Source organism: Pontibacter rugosus (assembly GCF_042678745.1).
Lineage (GTDB): Bacteria > Bacteroidota > Bacteroidia > Cytophagales > Hymenobacteraceae > Pontibacter > Pontibacter rugosus.
Genome location: NZ_JBHTLD010000058.1, coordinates 1 through 22,801, shown reverse-complemented (window position 1 = coordinate 22,801; position 22,801 = coordinate 1). Strand labels below are relative to the sequence as shown.

The 22,801-nt window shown below is 46.9% G+C and carries 21 protein-coding genes; 9 read left to right on the top strand and 12 right to left on the bottom strand.

The features are described 5' to 3' along the window. Positions 1-47: 47 nt before the first annotated feature. Complete coding sequence (locus tag ACFQ2O_RS08455) at positions 48-524, bottom strand: hypothetical protein (protein ID WP_377525640.1); 477 nt, start codon at positions 522-524, stop codon at positions 48-50. Positions 525-557: 33 nt separating this feature from the next. Continuing rightward, positions 558-1,658 (bottom strand): vWA domain-containing protein, encoded by a 1,101-nt coding sequence (locus ACFQ2O_RS08450; protein ID WP_377525636.1) that lies wholly within the window; start codon positions 1,656-1,658, stop codon positions 558-560. Between the two features lie 142 nt (positions 1,659-1,800). Here ACFQ2O_RS08450 and ACFQ2O_RS08445 point away from each other — a divergent pair, with 142 nt between their 5' ends. Next, positions 1,801-2,082 (top strand): DUF427 domain-containing protein, encoded by a 282-nt coding sequence (locus ACFQ2O_RS08445; protein WP_377525633.1) that lies wholly within the window; start codon positions 1,801-1,803, stop codon positions 2,080-2,082. 245 nt (positions 2,083-2,327) lie between these two features. Here ACFQ2O_RS08445 and ACFQ2O_RS08440 read toward each other — a convergent pair whose 3' ends face one another. From ACFQ2O_RS08440 to ACFQ2O_RS08425, 4 genes are all read right to left on the bottom strand, one after another. Next, on the bottom strand, positions 2,328-3,308 hold the full coding sequence (locus ACFQ2O_RS08440; protein WP_377525630.1) for an acyl-ACP desaturase: 981 nt from the start codon (positions 3,306-3,308) through the stop codon (positions 2,328-2,330). A gap of 190 nt (positions 3,309-3,498) precedes the next feature. Then, on the bottom strand, positions 3,499-4,443 hold the full coding sequence (locus ACFQ2O_RS08435) for a glycosyltransferase (protein WP_377525627.1): 945 nt from the start codon (positions 4,441-4,443) through the stop codon (positions 3,499-3,501). A 744-nt stretch (positions 4,444-5,187) separates the two neighbouring features. Next, the gene (locus ACFQ2O_RS08430) at positions 5,188-6,303 is read right to left on the bottom strand and encodes a DegT/DnrJ/EryC1/StrS family aminotransferase (RefSeq protein WP_377525624.1); all 1,116 of its coding nucleotides are present in this window, start codon (positions 6,301-6,303) and stop codon (positions 5,188-5,190) included. A gap of 11 nt (positions 6,304-6,314) precedes the next feature. After that, positions 6,315-6,728, bottom strand: a complete 414-nt coding sequence (locus ACFQ2O_RS08425; RefSeq protein WP_377525621.1) for a sugar 3,4-ketoisomerase — start codon at positions 6,726-6,728, stop codon at positions 6,315-6,317. Between the two features lie 108 nt (positions 6,729-6,836). Between ACFQ2O_RS08425 and ACFQ2O_RS08420 the strand changes: the two genes are divergently transcribed. Both ACFQ2O_RS08420 and corA read left to right on the top strand, forming a co-directional pair. After that, entirely contained in the window at positions 6,837-7,457 is a 621-nt protein-coding gene (locus tag ACFQ2O_RS08420; RefSeq protein WP_377525618.1) for an IMPACT family protein, read from the top strand. Between the two features lie 33 nt (positions 7,458-7,490). After that, positions 7,491-8,621 carry a magnesium/cobalt transporter CorA gene (corA, locus tag ACFQ2O_RS08415; protein WP_377525615.1) on the top strand — a complete coding sequence of 377 codons (1,131 nt, stop codon included), beginning with the start codon at positions 7,491-7,493 and terminating at the stop codon, positions 8,619-8,621. A 175-nt stretch (positions 8,622-8,796) separates the two neighbouring features. Here the strand turns inward: corA and ACFQ2O_RS08410 are convergent, their stop codons facing one another. Next, positions 8,797-11,517 carry a hypothetical protein gene (locus ACFQ2O_RS08410; protein ID WP_377525612.1) on the bottom strand — a complete coding sequence of 907 codons (2,721 nt, stop codon included), beginning with the start codon at positions 11,515-11,517 and terminating at the stop codon, positions 8,797-8,799. A 165-nt stretch (positions 11,518-11,682) separates the two neighbouring features. Here ACFQ2O_RS08410 and ACFQ2O_RS08405 point away from each other — a divergent pair, with 165 nt between their 5' ends. Beyond that, a complete protein-coding gene (locus tag ACFQ2O_RS08405; RefSeq protein ID WP_377525609.1) occupies positions 11,683-12,570 on the top strand; it encodes a universal stress protein in 888 nt (295 codons plus the stop codon). Here ACFQ2O_RS08405 and ACFQ2O_RS08400 read toward each other — a convergent pair. Next, the gene (locus ACFQ2O_RS08400; protein ID WP_377525605.1) at positions 12,567-13,469 is read right to left on the bottom strand and encodes an ATP-grasp domain-containing protein; all 903 of its coding nucleotides are present in this window, start codon (positions 13,467-13,469) and stop codon (positions 12,567-12,569) included. The genes ACFQ2O_RS08405 and ACFQ2O_RS08400 overlap by 4 nt on opposite strands. A 145-nt stretch (positions 13,470-13,614) precedes the next feature. Here ACFQ2O_RS08400 and ACFQ2O_RS08395 point away from each other — a divergent pair, with 145 nt between their 5' ends. The 3 genes from ACFQ2O_RS08395 (at position 13,615) to ACFQ2O_RS08385 (ending at position 16,047) form a co-directional block, all read left to right on the top strand. Next, positions 13,615-14,262 (top strand): hypothetical protein, encoded by a 648-nt coding sequence (locus ACFQ2O_RS08395; protein ID WP_377525601.1) that lies wholly within the window; start codon positions 13,615-13,617, stop codon positions 14,260-14,262. Between the two features lie 997 nt (positions 14,263-15,259). Next, positions 15,260-15,718, top strand: a complete 459-nt coding sequence (gene dtd / locus ACFQ2O_RS08390; protein ID WP_377525598.1) for a D-aminoacyl-tRNA deacylase — start codon at positions 15,260-15,262, stop codon at positions 15,716-15,718. 2 nt (positions 15,719-15,720) lie between these two features. Next, entirely contained in the window at positions 15,721-16,047 is a 327-nt protein-coding gene (locus tag ACFQ2O_RS08385; protein WP_377525595.1) for a nucleotide pyrophosphohydrolase, read from the top strand. Positions 16,048-16,248: 201 nt separating this feature from the next. Here the strand turns inward: ACFQ2O_RS08385 and ACFQ2O_RS08380 are convergent, their stop codons facing one another. Together ACFQ2O_RS08380 and gcvT are read right to left on the bottom strand one after the other, a co-directional pair. Beyond that, positions 16,249-16,974: a 2-phosphosulfolactate phosphatase gene (locus tag ACFQ2O_RS08380; RefSeq protein WP_377525592.1), complete on the bottom strand. Its 726-nt coding sequence runs from the start codon at positions 16,972-16,974 to the stop codon at positions 16,249-16,251. Between the two features lie 89 nt (positions 16,975-17,063). After that, the gene (gene gcvT / locus ACFQ2O_RS08375) at positions 17,064-18,152 is read right to left on the bottom strand and encodes a glycine cleavage system aminomethyltransferase GcvT (RefSeq protein ID WP_377525589.1); all 1,089 of its coding nucleotides are present in this window, start codon (positions 18,150-18,152) and stop codon (positions 17,064-17,066) included. Between the two features lie 339 nt (positions 18,153-18,491). Between gcvT and ACFQ2O_RS08370 the strand changes: the two genes are divergently transcribed. Both ACFQ2O_RS08370 and ACFQ2O_RS08365 read left to right on the top strand, forming a co-directional pair. Continuing rightward, complete coding sequence (locus ACFQ2O_RS08370; RefSeq protein WP_377525585.1) at positions 18,492-19,979, top strand: CHASE3 domain-containing protein; 1,488 nt, start codon at positions 18,492-18,494, stop codon at positions 19,977-19,979. Between the two features lie 34 nt (positions 19,980-20,013). Beyond that, entirely contained in the window at positions 20,014-20,448 is a 435-nt protein-coding gene (locus ACFQ2O_RS08365) for a response regulator (protein ID WP_377525582.1), read from the top strand. A 48-nt stretch (positions 20,449-20,496) separates the two neighbouring features. Here the strand turns inward: ACFQ2O_RS08365 and ACFQ2O_RS08360 are convergent, their stop codons facing one another. Next, positions 20,497-21,090, bottom strand: coding sequence for a ribonuclease HII (locus ACFQ2O_RS08360; protein WP_377525579.1), 594 nt, complete (start codon positions 21,088-21,090; stop codon positions 20,497-20,499). Positions 21,091-21,173: 83 nt separating this feature from the next. Then, the coding region (locus ACFQ2O_RS08355; protein WP_377525576.1) for a RagB/SusD family nutrient uptake outer membrane protein at positions 21,174-22,801 on the bottom strand (1,628 nt) is incomplete at its 5' end.

Here is a 22,801-nt window from a genome sequence, read left to right as displayed (position 1 = left end):
ATAAATTCAATTTAAAATTTTATTGTTTTGTACGGCGGCAGCAGGTTTTAGTCGGAAGTAGTAAGGCGCCGGCCATTCCCAAACCTGCTCCGGAACCATCCAAACGCCACACGAAGCGCTTCTCCTAAAAGCAACACGTTTACCACTTGCGGCACCAGCGACACCACCACATGCTCCAGGTAAAAAGTATAACTGCTACCGCCGTTGCCGGACATGTGCCAGATACTATACTCAAACAGGCTCCAGAGTATAACGGCCAGTATGGTAAGCAGCAACACGATAAACAAAGACGAAACCAGCTGCTGCAAAGCTTGCAGCCAACGCGCCTGCCTCTCCTGCACCACACTACTACCTATGCGTATGGCTGCATATGTACCTACCTGAAACAGTACAAACACTGCTATCAAAACCATACCGGGCACTTCTGTAAAAGAGTACAAAATAGCGCCGCCCGATGCCAGCAGAACCAGCGTAATTTGCACCAGGAGGTGAGGTAATAGCGTCGCTGTTATACTTGGTTTCATACCTAAATGCTTAGTAACAGAACAGCCAATGTGTTAAAAATTCTTTTTACGGTTTTGGCGATAATCTCTGAACACCAGGTGCCCTAATCCTTTTAAGCTGCTGTAGTACGCCTGCCCATTATTCACTTTAGTGAACTCATCTACAAAAGCCTGCAAGTATGGGTCTGATGCAATCATAAAAGTAGTAACCGGAATCTTGAGCCGACGGCACTGTGCAGCCAAATTCAAGGTTTTGTTTACTACTTTTCTATCCAGCCCAAAGCTGTTTTTGTAGTAGCGCAATCCTTCTTTCAGGCAGGTTGGCTTGCCATCGGTAATCATGAATATTTGCTTGTTTGGCGTCTTGCGTTTCCGCAGAATGTCCAGTGCCAGCTCTAGGCCAGCTACGGTATTTGTATGGTATGGCCCCACCTCCAGGTAAGGCAGGTCTTTCACTTCTATCTGCCAGGCATCGTTTCCAAATACGATCACATCCAGCGTATCCTTTGGGTACTTCTGCCGGATAAGCTCCGCCAGTGCCATGCCTACTTTTTTGGCTGGTGTAATGCGGTCTTCGCCGTAAAGAATCATGGAGTGTGAGATATCGATCATCAGCACAGTAGCCGCCTGTGTCTTGTGCTCTGTCTCGTTTACCTCCAGATCCTGCTCCGTCAGGCGCAGATCGCCAATGCCATGATTTATTTGGGCGTTACGCAGCGAGTCCGTCATGGAAATTTGCTCTATTGAGTCGCCGAAGCGATACTCGCGGCGGTCGGTGCTGGCTTCGTCGCCGGTGCCGGTATGAGGGGTAGCATGGCTGCCTTTGCCCCCTTTTTTCAACTTGCCGAAAATCTCCTCTAAAGCACTCTTCCGAATGCTCTGCTCACTTTTAGCTGTCAGGCTCAAACCTCCTTTTCGCTCCGGGTCATCGTCTAGATATCCTTTCTTTCTCAGGTCTTCGATAAAATCCCCTATGCCATACTCGTCGTTGGTTATTTTATACTGCTTGTCCAGTGAGCTAAGCCAGTTGAGGGCTTCGTTCGCATCTCCGGAAGTAATAGTTACCAGTTGTAAAAATATTTCCAGCAAAGATTCAAAGCCGGGCTTATCATCCTGCGGGGGTATGAAATCTGAAAATCTGTATCCTAATGCCATTTATATTGGGGGTTTCGTGGTATAACAAGATGAGCCGGCACATTGTTCTGCACACAGCAAACCATCTCGCGTGCTATATAACTTATACTTTATAGACAAAGTAGAACATCATATAACGGTCATCTTTAAAACGTAAATAAGTATGAAAGCGATATGGAATAACACAGTGATTGCCGATAGCAATGACACCATTGAAATAGAAGGTAATCAATATTTTCCGCCCGACAGCATTAACAAGGCGTACTTTGAGGATAGCAACAAGCATACTTCCTGCCCCTGGAAAGGTGAAGCTTCCTATTATCACCTGAATATAAACGGCGATTCTAACCAGGATGCTGCCTGGTATTATCCCAATCCAAGAGATGCCGCTAAAGAAATCAAGAACTATGTGGCGTTCTGGAAAGGTGTGAAAGTGCAGGATTAATTAGCTGCATCAGGATTAGAAATTGAATGCAATGGATTGAGAGATGACTTCAGGATGTACTGGCATGCATCAGGTTTGATAGCTGCTAACTGTGCGGGCAACTTGTCAGCTAGTTCCTGACAAGACGACTGTGCTCTTGATTGCGTTAATCCTGCTCATCTTTTTACATCCTGCAAATCCTGATAAAGAAAAAAGGGTGAACCAGTCTCCTGATTCACCCTTTGTATTTTTGTACCTTCTACTGCTTAAGCAATCCAACGGAACTTGTACTCCAGCGATGGTACCTTCATACGTTCAGCCACACGCTTCAGGCGTACAGGCAAAGCCATTACATAATCACGGGCACGCTCGCCGGCTTCGTTCAAACCAGTTAGTGTTTCAATTTTCCACTCATCAATAAGGCCTTCCAAAATATCAGTATAATCTGCAGAGGTATAAACACCAATGCGTTGGGCAGCATCCGTGAAGTGGCCGAAGGTCTTACCCAGGTCTACACCTAACTCACGCATGTAATGCGCAGGCATAACGATCTTCTTACGCATCATGTCTTCAAAGGCAAGCATCATCTCGTTCGGGTCAGCTTCAAATATTTTGCTAACAAAAGCTTTGTAGGCTTTTGCGTGGCGCGCCTCGTCTGCAGCTACATGGCCACAAAGCTTAGCCAGCTGCAAGTCGCCCTGGCGCTTGGCAATCTGGGCCACACGGCGGTGCGAAATATTAGTAGCTGTTTCCTGGAAACTAGTATAAACAAAAGAGCGATATGGGTCGCTATCCGTCTGCAGGTCGAAGCCATCCGCAATAAGGTATTGAGTTGATGCTTCCATTTCGCGCATGTTGATGCGGCCGCTCAAGTATAGGTAGCGGTTTAAGGCATCGCCATGGCGGTTCTCTTCGGCTGTCCATCCTCGGTTCCACTTCATCCAGGGCCCGTTCGGGTCCTGCGGAAGTCCGTCTATGGTCATCAGCCAGCTTTCGTATGTCGGGAGTGCTTCTTCAGTGATGGTATCACCTACTAAAACAGCCATTAAATCGTAGCTCAGATCGCGAGCACGCTCACGTAAATCCTTTATCTCATCCAGGAAAGTATCCATGGTAGCATCAGGTAAAAGATCCGCAGGCTGCCAGCTATCCTCTACCGTTTTAAGAAACTCGGAGAGCTTTTCGCTCACGAAGCTTTCCATCCATTTAATGACTTCTGCACGAGAGGCGAGTGCTGCTGTAATCATATTGTTGTTGTTTAATTGAGTGCCAAATATACTTATTAATACCAATATTGTAACCAGAACTGGCAACAAATGGAAACAAAAAGGCTTACTATGATTGTGTTTAAGCCTTAAATTATAGTCTACGAATATAATTGCTAATGTTTGCAGTGCAATTAAACAAATTGCTTCTGCCAAGAAAAAAGGGAGGAAATTAAGACCTATAACGCCACTTATAGTATAACGTCCGCAGGAAACCCAAGTCTATTTTATACTTGTTTAAAGTGCTTATAAGCCGATATAGCACTGGTGTTTCTGCTACCTGCTGCAACAACTCCAGGAAGCGATCAGCCTCCTTTCGGTTTCCTGTGAGGTAAGCGTGCCGTGCTTCGTACTTAAGCCGACTGGCAAGCGCCTCTCGTTCGTTTGTTTCTGCGATCAGCGTTGCAGCCTTCTCACATACTACAACAGTGGAGGCCAGTAATTGGTTGCCTTTTGCATACCAAGCGCTTGACAGTGAGCGGTTATGCAGCCGCCTGCGGGTAGTAACCTGTGGCAGGTAAGCATACTTAAACCTGCGTGCCGACCTCACCCAAAAGTCGAAATCCTCGTAGGCCAAAGATTCATCATACCCGCCCAGGTACTCAAACACTTCACGCCGGATCAGCATGGTAGGCGGACAGATAAAGTACCGTTGCAGCACGTCAGTGAACACATTGCCGTCCGGTGCTGGTTTATACTTGCTGCTGTGTAAGTATAAATGCACTGAATCGTCAGAGATGTATTCGGCATCGGAGTAAATCACACCATAAGCGGGGCCAAGGCTTTGGAAGTGCTGCACCTGCTGTGCCACGCGTTCTGGCAGCAGCACATCATCTGTTGCAAAATCAAGTATAAACTGCCCGTGGCTCGCGCGCCAGCCAATGTTGAATGCCGCTGTGTTTCCTCTGTTATGGCCTGTGCTGATAAAGTATAGCTGAGGGTATTTGTGCAGGTATTCCTGTATGACACCCTCACTACCATCGGTGCTGCAATCATCCACAATGATAATTTCCAGATTGGGATACGTTTGAGCTAGTACAGAATCTAAGGCTGCACGCAGAAAGCGCTCGTGGTTATAGCAGAGGCAGATGATAGATACGAGGGGCTGCTGGCTCATGGACGAAGGTAATGATTATTTTGCCTACGTTGTCTATAAAGGCATTTGTAAAGGAGTTGCTACAGCAGCTTTAATATGTCAGTTTGAGTTATAGTTACTGTTCCAGCCTTTCTTTCTGGCTGTTCTTCGCTGGCGCAAGTCGTTAGACATGTGCCCTACGATAGTATAGAATTTGTAACTCAAAGGCTTGAAAAGCCACACATCCTACAGCTCTTGCTATACTTGGTGCAGTTTATACTTGCATTGGCTTCCTTTTCCCGCTGCCGCTAGCTTGCAGCTAGTCCCTATTATGGTGTAGAGCTTCCAGCTCTACTGGCTCGCAGAGCCATACTTGCATTAGCCTTGGCTATACTTGCTATGGCCATACTTCCATAGCTACAGCTTGCTGTGGTTTTAAACAAGCTATCCTTTCTCGCTTCTGTTCATCCTCCAGTTCCCAAACTCCTAGTGTTTCACTTTATACTCTGGAGCGCTCAAGCCTGCCATAGCTCGATAACCGCATCGCGCTGTGTAGCCTTCCTGCCTAACGGCTGCCGCTCGCGCGGCACCGGAAACCTGCAAGGCGCTCAACGGAAAGACTGGGATCAGTTTAGATAGCTACTGCTTTCGCTTCTTTGGAGTACAGCTTCTGTAGGGACAGGTTACGACCTATCCCTACGATACCTCCAGAGGTGAAAACTTAATTGATGAAATGGCAACAGCCTACTTAAACCCAGCCAGCCGTAAAGCCTTGTGCAGCAGAAGCTATAAGCTATCTCTAAAGAAAGCTTTTATAGCAGTTATCACCCGCTCCTGCTCTGCCGCAGTCAGCCCGGGGAAAAGGGGTAAGCTTAAGCTGGTATTTGCCAACTCTTCCGCAACAGGAAAATCGCCCTGCTTATACCCCAGAGTAGCATACGCCTGCTGAAGATGCACCGGCACAGGATAATGTATGGCCGTAGCTATACCCTGCTCCCGTAGCCATGCCTGTAGCTGGCCTCTGTGTTTTGTCCGGATATTGAAGATGTGATAGACGTGCCCGCAATCAGGTGCGCTAAAAGGAAGTATAAAATCGCCCACTTGCTTAAGTTCCCGCAAGTATACTTGTGCCAGTCGCTGCCGTTCTGCGTTCATGGCCTGCAGTTGCTGTAGCTTAACCCGTAAAACTGCAGCCTGCAGCTCGTCCAGGCGCGAATTAATACCGATCTGCTCTGAGTTATACTTCTGCGCCTCGCCGTAATTGCGGTACTTGCGGGCAAAATCTGCTTTGGCAGCATCTGGTGTTACCACAGCTCCGGCATCGCCTAAAGCACCCAGGTTCTTGGTGGGGTAAAAGCTAAAAGCAGCACCATGCCCTAAACTGCCAGCAAACTGATCTTTATACGTTGCTCCGTGCGCCTGGGCAGCATCTTCCAGCAGGAGTAGATTACTCTCTTGTGCCAGTTGCTGCAGTGGCTCCATAGCACATACCTGCCCATATAAATGCACCGCTATAACGGCTTTGGTTTTAGGTGTGATGTGTTTTGCGGTGCTTTCCGCAGTGAGGTTGTAAGTATAAATATCCGGCTCTGCTAAAACAGGCTTTGCCCCTACCTGTAGCACAGCGTTGATGGTGGCAATAAAGGTATTGACTGGCACTATCACCTCGTCTCCTGCACCCACTCCGCTAGCTTTAAGGGCAATTACAAGGGCATCATACCCGTTGCCCACTCCTACTACGGCACCCCCTCCTATATAGGCGGCAAACTCATTTTCAAACGCCTGCACCTGCGGCCCCAGTACATACTGCTTCCCGGCCACGGCAGCTAGTAGCGCCTGCTGCACCTGCATCTCCAGGCCTGCCGGAAAATCTCTGAATGCAAAGTATGGGACTGGCTGCATGCGCGTGGAGTTTATAGAGCCAGGTGTGTAGCCAGTTTTTTGAAATAGTCGTAATCGCGGATGTAATCTTTTTCGCTGAAATCTGTGGAGGTGAGGCAGAGGGCCGCAGCTCCTTCAGAAAACTCCAATTCAATCCAACACATGGCAGGCACGTATAGCCCCTGCTGAGGGTGTGTCAGCTCAAACTCCTGTACCTCATGCCCAGTGTCTGCCAGCACTTTTATACTTCCACTCATAGCTATCAGCACCTCTTCTGTAGCCATGTTAGCATGCTGCCCTCGCATCACTCCCGGAGGTGTATCTTGCGTCCAGAACACACGCTTTATGGTAAAAGGTATATTCTCAGCTAATTGCGTGCTGGTGATATAGCCGATGTCTGGGCTACCCACATGGTGGAAGGAAAGCAGGTATGGATTGGCAGGCAAAAGTTTAGCTATTAGTCTGGTTACAAAAGTAACTCATTTTAGAGATATACTATAATTTTTACCCTTGCCGGGCATTGGCTAACTTGCGAAATGCCAGCAGCAGCCACTATGGAAGATACTTACAGAACCATTGAAGCACCCGCGGAGGGTTTATACAAAGAAAAAGGCAGCAAGTTTATAGCGCTTGCGTACCCAGTGTACACCGAAGAGGAGGTGAAGGATACCCTGGCTGAGCTCAGAAAGAAGTATTACGATGCACGCCATCATTGCTACGCCTATGTATTGGGTGCCGACCAAAGCCGCTACCGTGCTAACGACGATGGGGAGCCGAACCACTCTGCCGGCGATCCTATACTTGGGCAGATCCGTTCTACAGCGCTTAGTAATGTCCTGATTGTAGTAGTACGCTACTTTGGGGGCACCAAGTTAGGAGTTAGCGGACTGATCAACGCTTATAAAGTTGCTGCTGCGGATGCCTTGGCACAGGCAACTATCGTAGAAGGCCACGAAACAGTTTTACTACAGGCGCACTACGCTTACCCCCAGATGAACGACGTAATGAGCCTGGTAAAGGAATATGACCTGACAGTGAAAGACCAGCATTTTGAACTTGATTGCCGGTTGACGCTGGAAGTACGAAAGAGCCTTCAGGAGGAAATCATTTTAAAACTAGAGGAAATGGAAGATGTTACAGTTGAAGAGTTGACTGACTTGAACGCTACTCTTTAACCTCTCTACTTTCTAACTTTTTAACTTTATCAGATGGCTAAGCGCAAGCACCGACGTACACGCAGTAAAATTCTGGAACGTAAGGCGGGCATCAAACCCGGCTCTTTGTTCATACCCTTCGAAGCTTTTGCCCCTCGCTTTTTCCTGATGTCGTTCAGTGAAGACTTCTATGAAGAGCTGGAACTGAAAACTTACAAGGAGCTGCTGCAACGCGTCACCTCCAGACCTGATGCCCGACACTGGATCGATATCAGAGGGTACGGTGACCAAACTATGCTGGAGCAGCTTGCCTTGGATTTTAACCTGCATCCGCTACAGATGGAGGATGTGGTGAATGACTACCAGCGCCCCAAAGTAGAGCAGTTTGATAAAAACCGCCTGTTTATGATTTCACGTATGCTCCGCTGGTCTTCAGAAAACAAAACACTGGAGGATGTGCAACTGTCACTTTTTACCGGGCCGAATTATGTTATTAGCCTGCAAAGCGACTATGAAGACTGCCTGGATCCGCTTCGGGAGCGCATACGAATAGGCAAAGGTGTGATTAGAAAGCGCCCAACCATGTACATGGCCTATGCTATGATGGACGTGGTGCTGGATTATTACTTCCCGGTAGTGGCCGACATGGGCGACTACATCGAGGACATAGAGCAACAGGTACTTTTGCAGTCATCCCGAGACAACCTGACTATCATTCTGGACCTGAAGAGCGAACTGGTGAAGCTACGCCGCATTGCCTGGCCGGAACGCGATAAGATGACAGAGCTGCTGCGCATGGATGAAGACGTAATTCCAGAGAGCCTGAAGGCATACTTCCGCGATGCCTACGACCACACCATCCAGCTAATTGACCTGATCGACAACCATAAAGAAATGGCTTCCAGCTTGGTGGACCTGCACATGTCTACGGTGAGCAACCGCATGAACGAGATCATGAAAGTGCTTACCATCATCTCCAGTATTTTTATTCCGCTCAGCTTTATAGTTGGCTTGTATGGTATGAACTTCTCCCGCGAAGACCCCGAAACAGGACGTGTGCTGCCTTATAACATGCCCGAGCTTTATGAACCTTATGCTTATCCGATCCTGATAAGCCTTATGGCCACCCTCATTATTTTCCAGTTATACTTCTTTTACCGCAAAGGATGGTTCAGGAGCTTTTAATCAACATCCGATGGCAGCATTATAACCAGCTTCAACAAGTATAAAGGTGCATGATTGTGAATCTGTTTAGCCTGGAACAGGGATGTATGATAGCAAAGGAATGATAGCTTCAGCAAAAAGACTATGACATGTGAACTGCTACCAGTGTGGTGAGAGGATCTTCTGAGTTAATTTTTTACTCTCCCACGCTGAATTCCAGTTTCTTCAGTTCATTTTTGAAAACCCGGAAAAGGGTATAGCTGTTGGCGGTTTCGTTGTATTGAATAGAAACAGGATGGTCGTTCTCGAAAGTTCGATTGCTGATGAGATTGCCTTTTGCATCATACAGGTATGTTTTCTGTGGGCCCCTTTCTGTAATGGCGTAGATTCTATTGTCGCCGCCAAAGTGGAAGTACTGCACAATTTTAGAAGCAGAAGTAACGTAGCGCTTCTCAAACAGCTCGTTCAGGTCCTGGTCAAACACAGCTACCTTTCCCTGCTCCTGCCGCACAATAATAAAAGAGCGCCTGCTGCTGCTTTCCGGCACCAGCTCAAACAAGGCGCGCTTGCTTGGCCGCAGCAACTGTTCATTGTTCACTATTTGCCCTTGCAGGTTAAAGGTAAGCACGTTGCCATACCGGGTTACTGCTGTTATTTCGGTACGTTTAAGATCTGCACCTACCTTTGCTATCGCCCCAGATGTTAGCGGAGACTTCAGATTGATCGGAAAGCCCGACAACGTTTCACCATTACGATTTAAGGCATAGACATAGCCATTCTCCAGTAAGACCAGAATCACATCCCGGCCACCCACACGCAAGTGCTGTGGCTCTGCCGCCAGCCGGTAATCCATGCGGCGGGGTTGCCAGCCCTGTATAGCTGCTCCCTGCAGATCATACATATACAGGTTGCCTAAGTTATCATCTACCAATAAACGGTAGTCACCGTTCTTCTCGTAGTCAAACACAACCAGGTGCTGTAAGCTAATGGAGTCTGGCAGGTTAAAAGGGAAGTTGTCCAGCGGTTGCCCCTGGTTGTTGATGGCGTGGATTCGGTTAGAGGTGGCAAACAGATAGCGGAGCTTTTTATCAGCCCCATACTCGATTTGCTTTATATCGGTGCGCAATACGTTGTTGAGCGTGTCGGTCCATCCGCGGGTGCCGGTGGCGGTGATGTTATGCAGTATCAGGGCTGAGTCCTGCACCACAATTTCACGGCTCCGGTCTACGGCATTCTGTATTGGAAAAGGTCTGCTTATTAACCTGCTATCAAACAAGAAACGCTCCTCTGCCTCAAAAGTATTTTGCCCGGTACTGTTGCTTTGTTCCGGCCTGCGCACGACCATACTGGTATAGTACTCGCCTTCTACCATAGAAAACTGTAAACTAGTCTGCGAAAAGCGCTTGATCAGAGAGGCATTCTGTAATAGATTATCTCTGTCTTCGTCTGTTACATAGCGGTTCAGGATGTACCATGCATTTACAGAATTAATGTACAGGCTGAAGTTTGCTTCCTGCAGCGTCTCCTCCAGAAAGGATTTCTGTGCTACAGATTTGCCCCATACGTTCTCCTCGGCAATATCATCGAGCAGGTGGCGCAGCGTAGCCATTTCTTCAGCAATCAAAAGATAGTCATCTACCTGCACCACATAACTTTGTTCAAACCCTCTAAAAACGCGCCCAAAGAGCTGCGCCGGAAGCTCTGGCACGTTCAGCAGCTGTATGGTATAGCTGCCATACTTCTCGGTAAACGGTTTTTGCTTGCGTGCCTCAGCCACCTGGTCGTTCAGCTTGTTCAGCAGCCTTTGGTTATTTTGTAGCTGCCCTATGTGCGCAAAAGCTACTTTCTCCGGGCTCTGGTTTATACTGCTAGACTCCATGTAAGCCAGTGCCGCTTCACTGCTGAACGTATGGGCAAGGCTATCAACTGTTGTAGCATAGGTAGAGTTATTATTCGGCTGGAGTAGGCGGAGCCGCTCTATCTCCTGAATCCCGAAATGCAGCATAATGGCCGTACGGTTGGGCATATAGGCCTTTACCCCGAGTGGTTGTGGTGCTTTAGGCTGCATGACCTGATGTAAAGAGCTCTTTAGTTTCTCGGGGGTAGAAAAGCCATTCAGGAAAATCTTGTTTTTATCGAGCTTCAGTTCCAGCATGGCATTCTGGCAAAGTGTAGACAGATACTGCACCTGTGGCATTATATCTTTCTTCAAAAACAGGCCTAACAGGTCAGGCAGCACACGGTAGTTTACAAAAACATTGGCGTATACTTCTGGCTGCTCCAGGTAATTCCTGTTCTTGAATGCTGCTGCTATGGAGGTAGGTTTGCCCCGGGTTATGCGCCGCACAATTTCCTCTACCAACACAGGCGAGGCACTAAGTATGATATTGTTGTGATAGGTAAAGTAGGTAAAGGTTCTGCCGGTGCGTGTATTGGTGACATCAGTAAGCAATACGCCCTGGTAATCGCGCGCCTCCTCCGTAAAAATATCACTCTTGTTGATGCTCTCAGCCAAGGTTCTAACAAAGCGATGCTCCCCTACAGTGGTAACGGGCACATAAAACACAAAGGCTACGTCTGTTTTGCCATCCACGTGTACGGAGGTCAGGATGTTTTTCTGGTCCAGGAACCGCTCCAGGCGCTGGTTACCGGGCGAGATACTGTCCAGGTAAGTAATGTCCTCCTCCAGGCGCTGTACAAGGGGCAACTCTGAAAAGCTCTGCCAAAGCTCGGTCTCTTCTAAATGATCAACCAGCGCCTGGTGATTGTTTGTTTCCACCACGAGCGCAGCATCTTCCGGCACTAAGGCCCATAGGTCTACTACCTCTCTGGAGTCCTGCAAACGGTTAAACCCGTAGTAGGCCAGGGAGGCAAGTATAACAAACCCAAAAAATAGAAATACGATGCGTTTCGGCATAGCAAGCGTTTACAGTTTACAAAACTAAGGTATTTTTTAAACTTAACCGAAGGCATGAGTAACAGTAACAGCAAAGTTGGCTTTATGGCGGCTAACAAGATTTACCCACCGAACACCCTGCCATGCTGACTGCGTATATACTTTATAAGCACTAAACTAACCTGTATGTTCAAGATACTAATTCCTGTTGATTTTACTTCCGGCTCTATAAACGCATGCCGATACGCCCTGCAACTTGCTGCTGCCTACCCTCAAGCAGAAATTTTGCTGCTGCACTGTTTCAGAGATTACCTATTGGATGGAGAACTGGATGAGCCTTTCTCAAACACGGGCCGCAGCACGCTAAGCCCAGGTTCAGAAGAGGCAACGGATCGGGTATTGCACCGCAACCAATCAACTGAGTACAAGCAGCTGGAGGAGCTGTATACTTCGCTTCAAGGACAAAACATCCAGATTGAACGCCAATTTGTGAATGGCTCCCCAGAAGATGTAATTCCAGACCAACTGGCCCAGTATAAACCTGACCTGCTCGTGATGGGTACAAAAGGTGACAGTGACTTTTCTCGCACTCTCTTTGGCACTATCACTACTAAGATGGTGGATAATGCCACAGTGCCGCTTTTAACAGTACCGGAAAATCACACAAAGCCTAACCTGCGCCGTGTGCTATATGCCACCGACTTTGATAAGACAGATGCACAAGCTATAACGATGCTTCAGCAGCTGCTGCAACCGCTTAACACGGGTGTTTTATGCGTACACATTGGTTCCGAAGGATCAGAGAGAAAAGACAACCAAAAGCTACAGCAGCTACAACAAGCACTACAAGCCGGCACATCATCTGAGCAGGATATTCAGTTTGTGCTGCTGGAAGGTGATGATGTAGCTGAAGCGCTAAAGCAGTTTGTGGCACAGGAACAGATTGGGCTAATTGCTGTAAATAACCAACAGCGCTCTTTGCTCAGCAGTATCCTACACCCCAGCCTCACCAAAAAGCTGGTGCTGGAAGTGCAGGTGCCTATGCTTATCTTCCATAGCCCAACTAAGGCTTAGGCTATACTTGTGGCTGATGCCTGCAGCTGCTCCAGCAGTGCTTCATAGTAGCGCTCAAAAGCGCCGTCGTTGGTGGCCATAAAAAGGAATGGTTCGATCAGCTCCAGCTCCATCAATACCAGCTGCCCGTTTACTTCCACACCGTCTACACGGGCATACAGGCAGCCTTGGGCGTAGGTATCAACTATATTGTGAGCGGTTTGCAGGAGGTGGGCCGGTGGTTCTGGTGTGTGCACTGTGCCGCCAAAGAAATGCTGCACCCTGAAATCGCCGGCCTTGGCTGTTTTAAGTACCGTATGGCTATACTCACCGTTAAAGAACAGGAACGACCATTCGCCATTGGCCTGCACCTCCGGCACAAACGGCTGAGCCAAAAAGCTTTCCTGCTGCAGCAGGTTATTTATACTTGCGGCTTGCTCCTGGGCTTCTGCCTGTGTAAGCGCGAAAGTATTTTTTGCGCCACCGCTTATAGCGGGCTTTAAAATCACTTTGTCTGCCTGCAGCTTTTCAAAAAGCTCATCTACGTTCAGGGCTGCTCCCTGCTCCAGCCACAGCGAAGGCACCACGCTCACGCCCTTCTCCTGTAACTCTATCAAGTAGCGTTTGTCTGTGTTCCAGCGCACAATACTAGTCGGGTTTAGTACCCGTACACCTAACTGCTCCAGTTTATCAAGCCATGCATAGAAAGCCGTAATCTTGTCAAAGTAATCCCAGGGAGACTTCAGCACGACTACGTCATACTTGCTCCAATCCACCGCTGGGTCGTCCCAAATTTCGAGTGTAATATTTAATCCTTTTTGGGATAACAAATCATATAGTCTGCTGTTTTCCTCCTCAGAAACATCTGTGTATATACCGGCACTTTTATAAGTGATGAGCGCTATTTGCTGTGTGTTCATTTTTCACCATATTTGCGGCCAAATTATACTTTATCCCGAGCCTAAGCAAATTAATAGAAGGCGTTTAGCAATAACTTTTGGGTGGCAGATACTCGTATGTAATGTATAGTTCTTTCCTGCACTTTTTTAATAGACGACGTTTATCATGTTTCTCCGCTCAATCAGCAGTATACGCTATAAGTACAGCCTTACGGTTCGGCTACTCGTGCTGCTGTTACTTGTGCAATCTATCGCCACTGCCTGCTCTACCGAAAGCAGTTCAGAGGCTGAAGACTTGCCACGCCAGCGCCGCCTTGCTTCTGAGCCGAAAGACACTGCCTCTACTCGTCGTTCTGTAGAAGCAGCTACCATTAGCTTGCTTGGCAATCCTTTTGTAGGCAACCGCCAGCAAAGCAATGAGCTAACCACGTACTTCGATCGTATTGACGCTGACTTTACAGTGGATGCCTACGCTATTGAGAACCGCCACAAGCCTGCTATATCAGACACCATTTATACTATCCGTTTTGGTGGTTCTATGATGGAGTTTTATGCCCCCACCCATTCCGGTGATTTGCTTTTGCAGACGGCTGATATACGCAGTTCTGCCATTAAGCTGCGTAACAACCTGCGCGTAGGCATGAGCCAGGCTGAACTAATGAACCGCCTGAAAAATCAGGAAGCTGATTATAAGATTGCCCAGACAACGAATGAGGTAGTAGTATCCAACCGTGAGGGTGCGCCGATTACCCTGCATTTCTACATGGAGAAAGGGAAGGTGCAGCGGATTATGTATAATGGTTATGTGGATTAGGGGCTGCCCTTATACTTTTTAGTTGCATTTTCTTAACCTCACCCAATGGAGCTAGTCTCCAAACTTGCATCCCACAATGATGTTGCGTTTATAACTCGACTGGCTTAAAAGCCATACTTGCTACAGCCGTTGCTATACTTGCTTTGCTTCGGCTATACTTGAAAAAGCTACTTTTCCATAGCCATTTCCGCTACCGCGTGTTTTCAACTCGTGTCCTACAATGGTGTTGAGCTTCCAGCTTAGCTGGCTTGAAAAGCCATACTGGTTCTGGCCTTAACTATACTTGTTTCAGTTCAAATCTGTAATTTATACTTCCATTGTAACTGCTTATGCATCTTCAGACAAGCTATCTTTTCTAGCTACTGCTCATCCTCCAGCTCCCAAACACCTACAGTTTCACCTTTTGCTTTGGAGCGCTCAAGCCCGCGAGGGCTCGTCCTGGGGCATCGCGCTGCTTTCCTTTCCTGCCCTCGTGCCTCGGGCTGCCTCGCTCGCGCTCGTCACCGGAAACTCCCGAGACGCTCTTTTAGAGGGCCCCTACCCCCACCCAAGGACTGGAATCGGTTCAGGAAGCCATGGCTGACGGAGCATCTGCCAGGTATAGAAGATTTTCAGGAACAGGTCGTGACCGGTTCGCGTGATACCACCCGCCATGACACTTATACTTTAACTTTAGCAGCTACAGGTTCCCCGCTTTAGACAAGGAGGGGCTAGGGGTGGTTGGATATCGTCAGCTTTAGCGTAATACCTGTACTATAAAATGACTGTTACAAATCTCCCTCTTCAGAAGGACTATAGGTGGGCTTATTTGAATACACCTCGTCACTATATTTATACTTAGCCATCCATGCTTAGGTAAAAATTAAACCTCTAATCCAGAGTACTATGATGGCGTTTGCAATAACAGGTTGTACCTTAATCCGCACAACTATCAACTCAAAGCGTATAACTCTGGTCTCTTCCTCCTATATTTGTTTTAAACCAAAATAAAGAAACTATGCGAGTTGTTATTCAGCGGGTAACACAGGCTACAGTAGAAATTGAAGGAAAAGTAAAAGGCCAGATCAGTCTAGGTCTTTTGCTCTTAGTGGGTATAACTGCCGATGATACAGAAGAAGATTTAAAATGGATGGCAGGCAAAATAGCCGGTCTCCGGATTTTCTCGGATGCCGATGCCAAAATGAATTTGAGCTTACAAGATGTACAGGGTGATGCACTCCTTATCAGCCAGTTTACGTTGTACGCAAGCACGAAGAAAGGTAACCGCCCATCCTATGTAAATGCAGCTCCCCCAGCAGTAGCTGTTCCGCTTTACGAGCGCTTCGTTGTACTTATGGAGCAGGCTCTGGGCAAACCTGTACAAACAGGAGAATTTGGTGCCGACATGAAGGTTTCGCTACTGAACGACGGCCCCGTTACCATCATCATGGACACGAAACAGAAGGACCTATTTTAGATATGACCATTACCGAAGCACAAGCTATTGTAGATAAGTGGATAAACGAAAATGGGGTTCGTTATTTTAACGAGCTTACCAACATGGCCATACTTACCGAGGAAGTTGGTGAAGTAGCCCGTATCATTTCACGCCAATATGGGGAACAATCTTTCAAGAAGAGCGACGAAGGCAAGCATCTTGGAGATGAGTTGGCTGATGTCCTGTTTGTGCTGATATGCCTGGCTAACCAAACGGGTATAGACCTCACTGAAGCATTGCGCAAGAACCTGGAGAAAAAAACAAACCGCGACAGCGAACGCCACAAGCAGAACGAAAAACTGAAGTAGGTAGCTTTGTTTTGAGGTCTTCGCTACGAGTTGTAAAGAGATGTTGCCCGGTGCAGAAGGCATACTTTTGCAGCAGCCTATATTTAAGATTGCAAAGCCAAAGGGATGTTAGGAAGCTTTGCTTCTCTCAGCAGGCAGTTAATTTGAAAAGGTGAAGTATAAACGATATCTATACTTCACCTTTTCAAACTTACAGGGTTCCTAATTTGTTAGCTCTCCCACTTTCAGGTTAATCAGCCTATCCTGTCGCCACACAGGCAGCACATTATACGCATCATGGCGGAGGCAGAACTCTATGTCTTTAAAGATTTCGAGGCGCTCAAGCCTGCGCACGTGCGACGACTGACGCAGGTAGTCTACCAGGTTTGCCTTTGAGTTTTGATAAAGGTGTAAAGCAGCCAGAGAGCTGTCGTACTCATAGGAGAAGTGCTTTTGTAAGCGCTCCACAAGTGCTCCTGCAAAGAGCGTGTCCTCCAGATTAAACTGTCCTTTCCAGCCGGCACATACCACGAGCACGTCTAACCCTAAAGTTATCAGGTGGTCTGCTACAGTCTGCAGGTTTAGGAAAGCGCCTATCACTATTTCGTCCGCCTTCTCTGATAAACGGATGGCTCGGGTGCCGTTAGTGGTAGTAATAGCGATATCACGGCCTTTTACGGCTCCATCCATGTAAGAAAAAGGGGAATTGCCCAGGTCAAAGCCTTCTGCTTTTATGCCGTTGCGCTCAGCTGCTGTAAGGCAACCACGCTGGGCAAAGCTGAGGCATTCCTCCAGCTCCATCACCGGAAAAATATTTGCGGCTCCTTCAGCAAACGCTGTCACCATGGTAGAAGTGGCTCGCAGAATGTCTACGGCTACTACGGCCTTACCTTCTAAACTATATAAGTGCAGTAGCTCTGGGCTAAAGCACACATCTATACTTGCCATACTTCAGATCGGGGATAAACAACAAAAGACAAAAGAAATTAACCGCTTTGGGTCTTTATCTTCTGTCTTTTGCTGTCTTGTTGATGAATCTATTTTTTGTAGAAAGGAAGCTTTACCACTTCCGCTTTCATGTCTTTGTTTCTAATTCTGACAAAAACCTCAGAGCCAGCCTTGCTGTAATCTTTAGCCACGTAACCTAACCCAATGCCTTTGCCTAGCATAGGAGACATAGTTCCTGACGTTACTTCGCCGATCTTCTCTCCCTCAGCATTTACAATCTCGTAATGTGCGCGTGGTATAGCTTTTTCCATCATCTCAAAACCAACCAGCTTGCGGTTTACGCCCTGCTCTTTTTGAGCCTTTAAATTTGCTGCATTGGTGAAGTCTTTATCAAACTTTGTAACCCAACCTAAGCCTGCTTCTATCGGAGAAGTGGTATCATCTATATCGTTGCCATACAGGCAGAAGCCCATTTCCAGGCGCAGGGTATCGCGTGCTCCTAAGCCAATTGGTTTGATGCCATAGGCCTTGCCAGCCTCCATAATCGCCTCAAATACCTTTTTAGCATCTGCGTTTTTAACATAGATTTCAAAACCACCCGCACCAGTATATCCTGTAGCAGATACAATTACATCCTGCACACCGGCAAACTCACCTTTATCGAAGGTATAGTATACCATGTTAGGCAGGTCTATTTTGGTAAGCGATTGTAAGGCTTCAGCAGCTTTGGGCCCCTGTACCGCAAAAAGCGAAATGCCATCAGACACATTTTCCATCTCTACGCCTTCGGTGTTGTACTTGCTCACCCAAGCCCAGTCTTTGTCTATGTTAGAGGCATTCACTACCAGCATATACTCTTCTTCTGCCAGGCGGTACACCAGCAAATCGTCTACGATGCCGCCATTTTCGTTAGGCAGGCACGAGTATTGCACTTTGCCATCTGCTAGTTTTGTCGCATCGTTAGAGGTAACACGCTGTATCAGGTCTAAGGCTTTAGGCCCGCGCAGCATGAATTCGCCCATGTGTGATACATCAAAAATACCTACAGCCTCACGTACTGTTTTATGTTCTTCTATATCAGATGAGTAACGCACAGGCATGTTGTAGCCAGCGAAAGGCACCATTTTAGCGCCAAGCGCCTCGTGCACATCATTCAGAGCAATTTTTTTAAGTTCCATGTAGGGTAGCGGTTCTAAGTATGCAGCAAAATTAAGTAATTTTAAAGGGCTTCCGAAATAAAATGCATGCCTCTTGCATCAGCCCAGCAAAGGCTGATGCTGTGTACACAAAAACCCATACATAACAAAACTACTATACTTGCGTATGGTGTAGCCTAATTAGGGTTAAATGCTATCTTATACTTTTCATTTTCCAGATCATCATAGAATCAGCCTACAAAGGTTTTCTGGCAGCCAGGCTACACAACATATATTGCTGTCCCCATAGCAGTTAAATCACTAACTTTATAAAACTTTTTACGCTTCTATATACGCTAACTATAGCTACTGCCTTAGTACATGAAACTTTCTGTTAAACTTTTTGCCGGCTTTGTGCTGATATCAGTGCTCTTTACTGCTGTGGCCATTGTTAACTTTCGCCTATCCGAGGTAGTGATAGAAAATACGCAGTGGGTGTCGCGCTCACAGATTGTAGTGCGTAACTCAGCCGCCTTACAGCGAAACATTATTGACATGGAAACTGGCTTAAGGGGATACCTGCTGAACGGCAACGAAACATTTCTTCAGCCATACATTCAGGCAAAAGACCAACTGCCGGGCCTGTTTCAGGAAACTAAGTCATTCATTTCTACATCTCCAGAACAAAACGAGAAGATCAACCAGATTATTGATTTACAGAACCGATGGCAAACAAAGTACGCGGAGCCGCTTATTCAGCTGAAGCGTGACGATTCTTTATCGTTTGATCATCAGTTTGAAGCAAAACTAGATAGTATGGTTTTGGCTGAGAAAGTAGTAATGGATACTATTCGTACCAGCTTTCGCGAATTTAATGCATCTGAATACAAAGTGCGTGAAGAGCGGCGCGAAAATCTTAGTAAAAGCATTAACAACACCCGCCAGGTTTCTACGCTCCTTACTGTTTTGTCTATCATACTTGGCTTGAGCTGGGCTTACTACATTACACGCCTTATTTCGAATAGAATTATTAAAATGGTGATGCTGGCGGAGCAAGTGTCGCAGGGAGATTATAAAACGCAGATTATTGACACCAGCCGCGATGAACTGAGCCAGCTCTCGCACTCCCTCAACCGGATGTCCACCACCATTGATGAAACATTCACGGAACTGGACCGAAAAAACAAAGAACTTGATCAGTTTGCCTATGTTGTATCGCATGATCTTAAGGCTCCTTTACGCGGGATTGAGGTGGCATCGCGTTGGATAGAAGAAGACATGAGCGGCAGTTTGCCTCCTAATGTGCAGGAATACCTGACCATGATGCGTGTGCGCGTACACCGCATGGAGAACCTGATTAATGGCATACTTGCCTTGGCCCGCATTGGCCGTACCAGCCAGGTAGAAGAGGTGATAGATGTTAACCAGCTGCTGGCCGAAATAACGGATATGCTCTCTCCGCCCCAAGGTTTTTTGATAGATGTGCAGGAAGGGCTACCAACTCTCCAAACCATTCGTATACAGCTTCAGCAAGTATTTAGCAACCTAATAAACAATGCTATCAAATACCATGACAAGGACCATGGCTTGATTAAGGTGCGCCATCATGAGACTGATGATTTTCATGTTTTCTCTGTGTCAGACGATGGCCCAGGCATTGAGGCAGAGTATCATGAACGTATTTTTGTAATCTTCCAGACGCTACAGGAAAGAGACGCTTTGGAGAGTACGGGTGTAGGTTTGGCTATTGTCAAAAAGATAGTGGAATGGCAGGGAGGCACCATTTGGGTTACCTCGCAACTAGGGCAGGGCTCAACTTTTACCTTTACCTGGCCGAAAGACGCCGGTAATGAGGAAAATTTTTCATAGTTTTGTTTAAATTAACAAGAAGTACCTCGATATAATGAATTCTGGAGAAGTAAACATCCTGTTGGTAGAAGACGACTACCTGGATACCATGAATGTGGAACGGGAGCTAAAAAAAATTGGTATTACGCATCCTATACATGAAGCACGTAACGGCCGCGAGGCCCTGAGCATGTTGCGTGGCGAAGGTGTTCCTAAAATATCCCCTGCCCCTAGCGTTATTCTACTTGACATCAACATGCCTAAGATGAATGGGCTTGAGTTTTTGGAGGAGTTGCGCCGTGAACCTGAATTCAGCCATATCCCGGTTTTCATCATGACTACATCCAATGAGGAGTCGGACAGGATGGCTGCCCAGCGCCTGAATGTTTCAGGCTACATTGTAAAGCCTCTCTCTTTCGATAGCTTCGAGCGCAGCGATTCATCGCTGGATAGCTTCAGTCTTTTCTTAGACTTAATTAAGCTAAAGTAAAACAAGAATACCTTCTCTTGTTTCTATTAAAAGGCTCACACAGAACTACTACAGCGCTGTTTGCTTTGGCAACAATGCAAAAGATAGTCTGTGGTATGGCGTGATGCCATGTGCTGCAATACCTGCCCGGTGATATTTAGTAGGATAGCCTGCATTTTGTTCCCATCCATATTGCTTATACTGCTCCGCCAGCCCACACATTAACTCATCGCGGTATGTTTTTGCAATAACAGAGGCTGCTGCAATAGATAAATACCTTCCATCCCCCTTCACCATACAGCTATACGGGAGTGCCAGGTATGGCTTAAAACGGTTGCCATCCACTAGCAGGTAAGTTGGCTGCGGTTGTAGCTTTTCGATGGCGCGATGCATGGCCAGGTAAGTAGCTTGCAGTATGTTGATCTGATCTATCTCCTCTGGTGAGGCCTCTCCAATCGCCCATGCCACTGCATCTCGCACTATGTCCTCGCGCAACAACTCTCTTGTTTTTTGGGATAGCTTTTTAGAGTCGTTTAGGAGCGGATGTTGGTAGTCAGGGGGAAGGACAACTGCGGCAGCCACCACAGGCCCGGCCAGGCACCCTCTCCCAACTTCATCAACTCCGGCCTCTAGTATATGACTGCTGTGGTTTGGTAGTAGCATAGTTCTCGGATTATAAGAACAAGTATAAAAACAAAAAACCCACCAGTCAAACGACTGGTGGGGTTTTTGGATATGTTGTTGAATTAGTAACCTGGATTCTGCTGACCAGCTAGCACAGGGTTAGCGTTGACCTCTGAAATTGGGATAGGCCATAAGAAAGCGTTGTCTTCATAATCCCTTGCCGGGATGTTATTAAGAAGCTCCGCCCTTACGCTGCCACTTGCAGCATCCCAATCTTCACCAACAGTCTCATTATAGTAAACTTTAGCCGGTATACCATCGAAGCCAAAGTCACCTTCCTTAGCTGTTCTATGAATATCCTTCCATCTTAAGCCTTCAGCCAAGAACTCAATTCTACGCTCGTTCCCTATAGCGATAAGCATTCCCGAAGGACTGCTTATGTTCAGGTAAGGTGCAGTGGCACCAGATGTAGCATAAACGGCATCTGTTGCCCTTCCTCTTACTGCATTTAGAAGTGCTAATGCCTTATCAGTTACGCCTTGTGTTCTTGTGATTGCTTCAGAGTAGTTCAGCAACACTTCTGCGTATCTAATAACCGGAGCATTATCAGAGAAAGCAGCAAGATCGCGGTACTTAGTAGTATACCTTTCGCCGTCAAAGTACTCAGCAGTAAGCTGAGTTCTTCTCAAGTCGTCCTCTGGCCAAAAAGCTGCATTCCAGATAATTGGGCTAATGGCTATAAGCGCACGGTTTGCTCCAGAATACATGTTTGCCAAAGAGCCGTTAACACTAGCGTTATCATTGCTGGAGTTTTGTATTGAGAATATAGACTCTGTGTTACTGTCGTCGTTGGCGAAAGGTCCTTCAGGCGTTTCCGTCAAGCTGTATCCACCAATTGGGCTTGTAAAAGTAGTGGTACCAGAAACAAGCTTCTCTGCTTCTGTGATTACACCGCTCCAATCCCTCATGTGCAGCTTTACTCTTGTTTTAAGTGCAATAGCCGCTCCTTGGGTTGCTTTGATTATTTGCTCATTACGCTCAGCAGGAAGGTTGTTTTCTGCATAATCCAAATCTTGAAGTAACAGTTCATAAGCTTCCTTCACAGTATTCCGCCCTTGCGCACTTGCCTCATCCACACGATCAGAGCTATTTATTGGCATAGTTCTATATGGAATACCTGGATGCGAAGCATCAGGAGTTTCATTGTATGGTCTGGCAAAATTTGTTAACAGTTCATGATGTGCCAGTGCCCTCAGAAAACGGCATTCTGCTACATAAGCATCAGCTTGTTCCTGAGTTATAGTACCAGCCTCAGCTGCACCCTGCAAGCCTTCTATCACCACGTTGGCTCTGTTTATTAAGGCATACAGTGTCTCCCACATATACAGGTTATTCGCCGATGAAGTGGTTTGTGTACCTTCGTAGGTAATCTGATAGAAAGTAGCCACGTTCAGTACATCTTCTCCCCGTGTATCTCCCTGCTCAATGCTAGCAGCTCCAAAAGGATACCCACGTACGGCATTATTGGCATAGAAACCGGATTGAGCAGCATCGTAAACACCGTTCATGGCAAGCATTATTCTTTCAGGAGTTGTAAAGGCACTTGCCTCCGTTAAGCTATCTGAAGGAGTTATTTCATCCAATGTCTGCTTTTCGCATGATGTTATCATCAGCGAGAAGGCCAGCGCAGGGGCCATCAAGGCAAACCTTAATTTATTTTTAAAATAAAATACGTTTCTCATCTTCTTAG

Coding starts and splice junctions, on each gene's coding strand:
- ACFQ2O_RS08455 (WP_377525640.1), bottom strand. CDS start 524: ATGAAACCAAGTATAACAGCGACGCTATTACCTCACCTCCTGGTGCAA.
- ACFQ2O_RS08450 (WP_377525636.1), bottom strand. CDS start 1,658: ATGGCATTAGGATACAGATTTTCAGATTTCATACCCCCGCAGGATGAT.
- ACFQ2O_RS08445 (WP_377525633.1), top strand. CDS start 1,801: ATGAAAGCGATATGGAATAACACAGTGATTGCCGATAGCAATGACACC.
- ACFQ2O_RS08440 (WP_377525630.1), bottom strand. CDS start 3,308: ATGATTACAGCAGCACTCGCCTCTCGTGCAGAAGTCATTAAATGGATG.
- ACFQ2O_RS08435 (WP_377525627.1), bottom strand. CDS start 4,443: ATGAGCCAGCAGCCCCTCGTATCTATCATCTGCCTCTGCTATAACCAC.
- ACFQ2O_RS08430 (WP_377525624.1), bottom strand. CDS start 6,303: ATGCAGCCAGTCCCATACTTTGCATTCAGAGATTTTCCGGCAGGCCTG.
- ACFQ2O_RS08420 (WP_377525618.1), top strand. CDS start 6,837: ATGGAAGATACTTACAGAACCATTGAAGCACCCGCGGAGGGTTTATAC.
- corA (WP_377525615.1), top strand. CDS start 7,491: ATGGCTAAGCGCAAGCACCGACGTACACGCAGTAAAATTCTGGAACGT.
- ACFQ2O_RS08410 (WP_377525612.1), bottom strand. CDS start 11,517: ATGCCGAAACGCATCGTATTTCTATTTTTTGGGTTTGTTATACTTGCC.
- ACFQ2O_RS08405 (WP_377525609.1), top strand. CDS start 11,683: ATGTTCAAGATACTAATTCCTGTTGATTTTACTTCCGGCTCTATAAAC.
- ACFQ2O_RS08400 (WP_377525605.1), bottom strand. CDS start 13,469: ATGAACACACAGCAAATAGCGCTCATCACTTATAAAAGTGCCGGTATA.
- ACFQ2O_RS08395 (WP_377525601.1), top strand. CDS start 13,615: ATGTTTCTCCGCTCAATCAGCAGTATACGCTATAAGTACAGCCTTACG.
- dtd (WP_377525598.1), top strand. CDS start 15,260: ATGCGAGTTGTTATTCAGCGGGTAACACAGGCTACAGTAGAAATTGAA.
- ACFQ2O_RS08385 (WP_377525595.1), top strand. CDS start 15,721: ATGACCATTACCGAAGCACAAGCTATTGTAGATAAGTGGATAAACGAA.
- ACFQ2O_RS08380 (WP_377525592.1), bottom strand. CDS start 16,974: ATGGCAAGTATAGATGTGTGCTTTAGCCCAGAGCTACTGCACTTATAT.
- gcvT (WP_377525589.1), bottom strand. CDS start 18,152: ATGGAACTTAAAAAAATTGCTCTGAATGATGTGCACGAGGCGCTTGGC.
- ACFQ2O_RS08370 (WP_377525585.1), top strand. CDS start 18,492: ATGAAACTTTCTGTTAAACTTTTTGCCGGCTTTGTGCTGATATCAGTG.
- ACFQ2O_RS08365 (WP_377525582.1), top strand. CDS start 20,014: ATGAATTCTGGAGAAGTAAACATCCTGTTGGTAGAAGACGACTACCTG.
- ACFQ2O_RS08360 (WP_377525579.1), bottom strand. CDS start 21,090: ATGCTACTACCAAACCACAGCAGTCATATACTAGAGGCCGGAGTTGAT.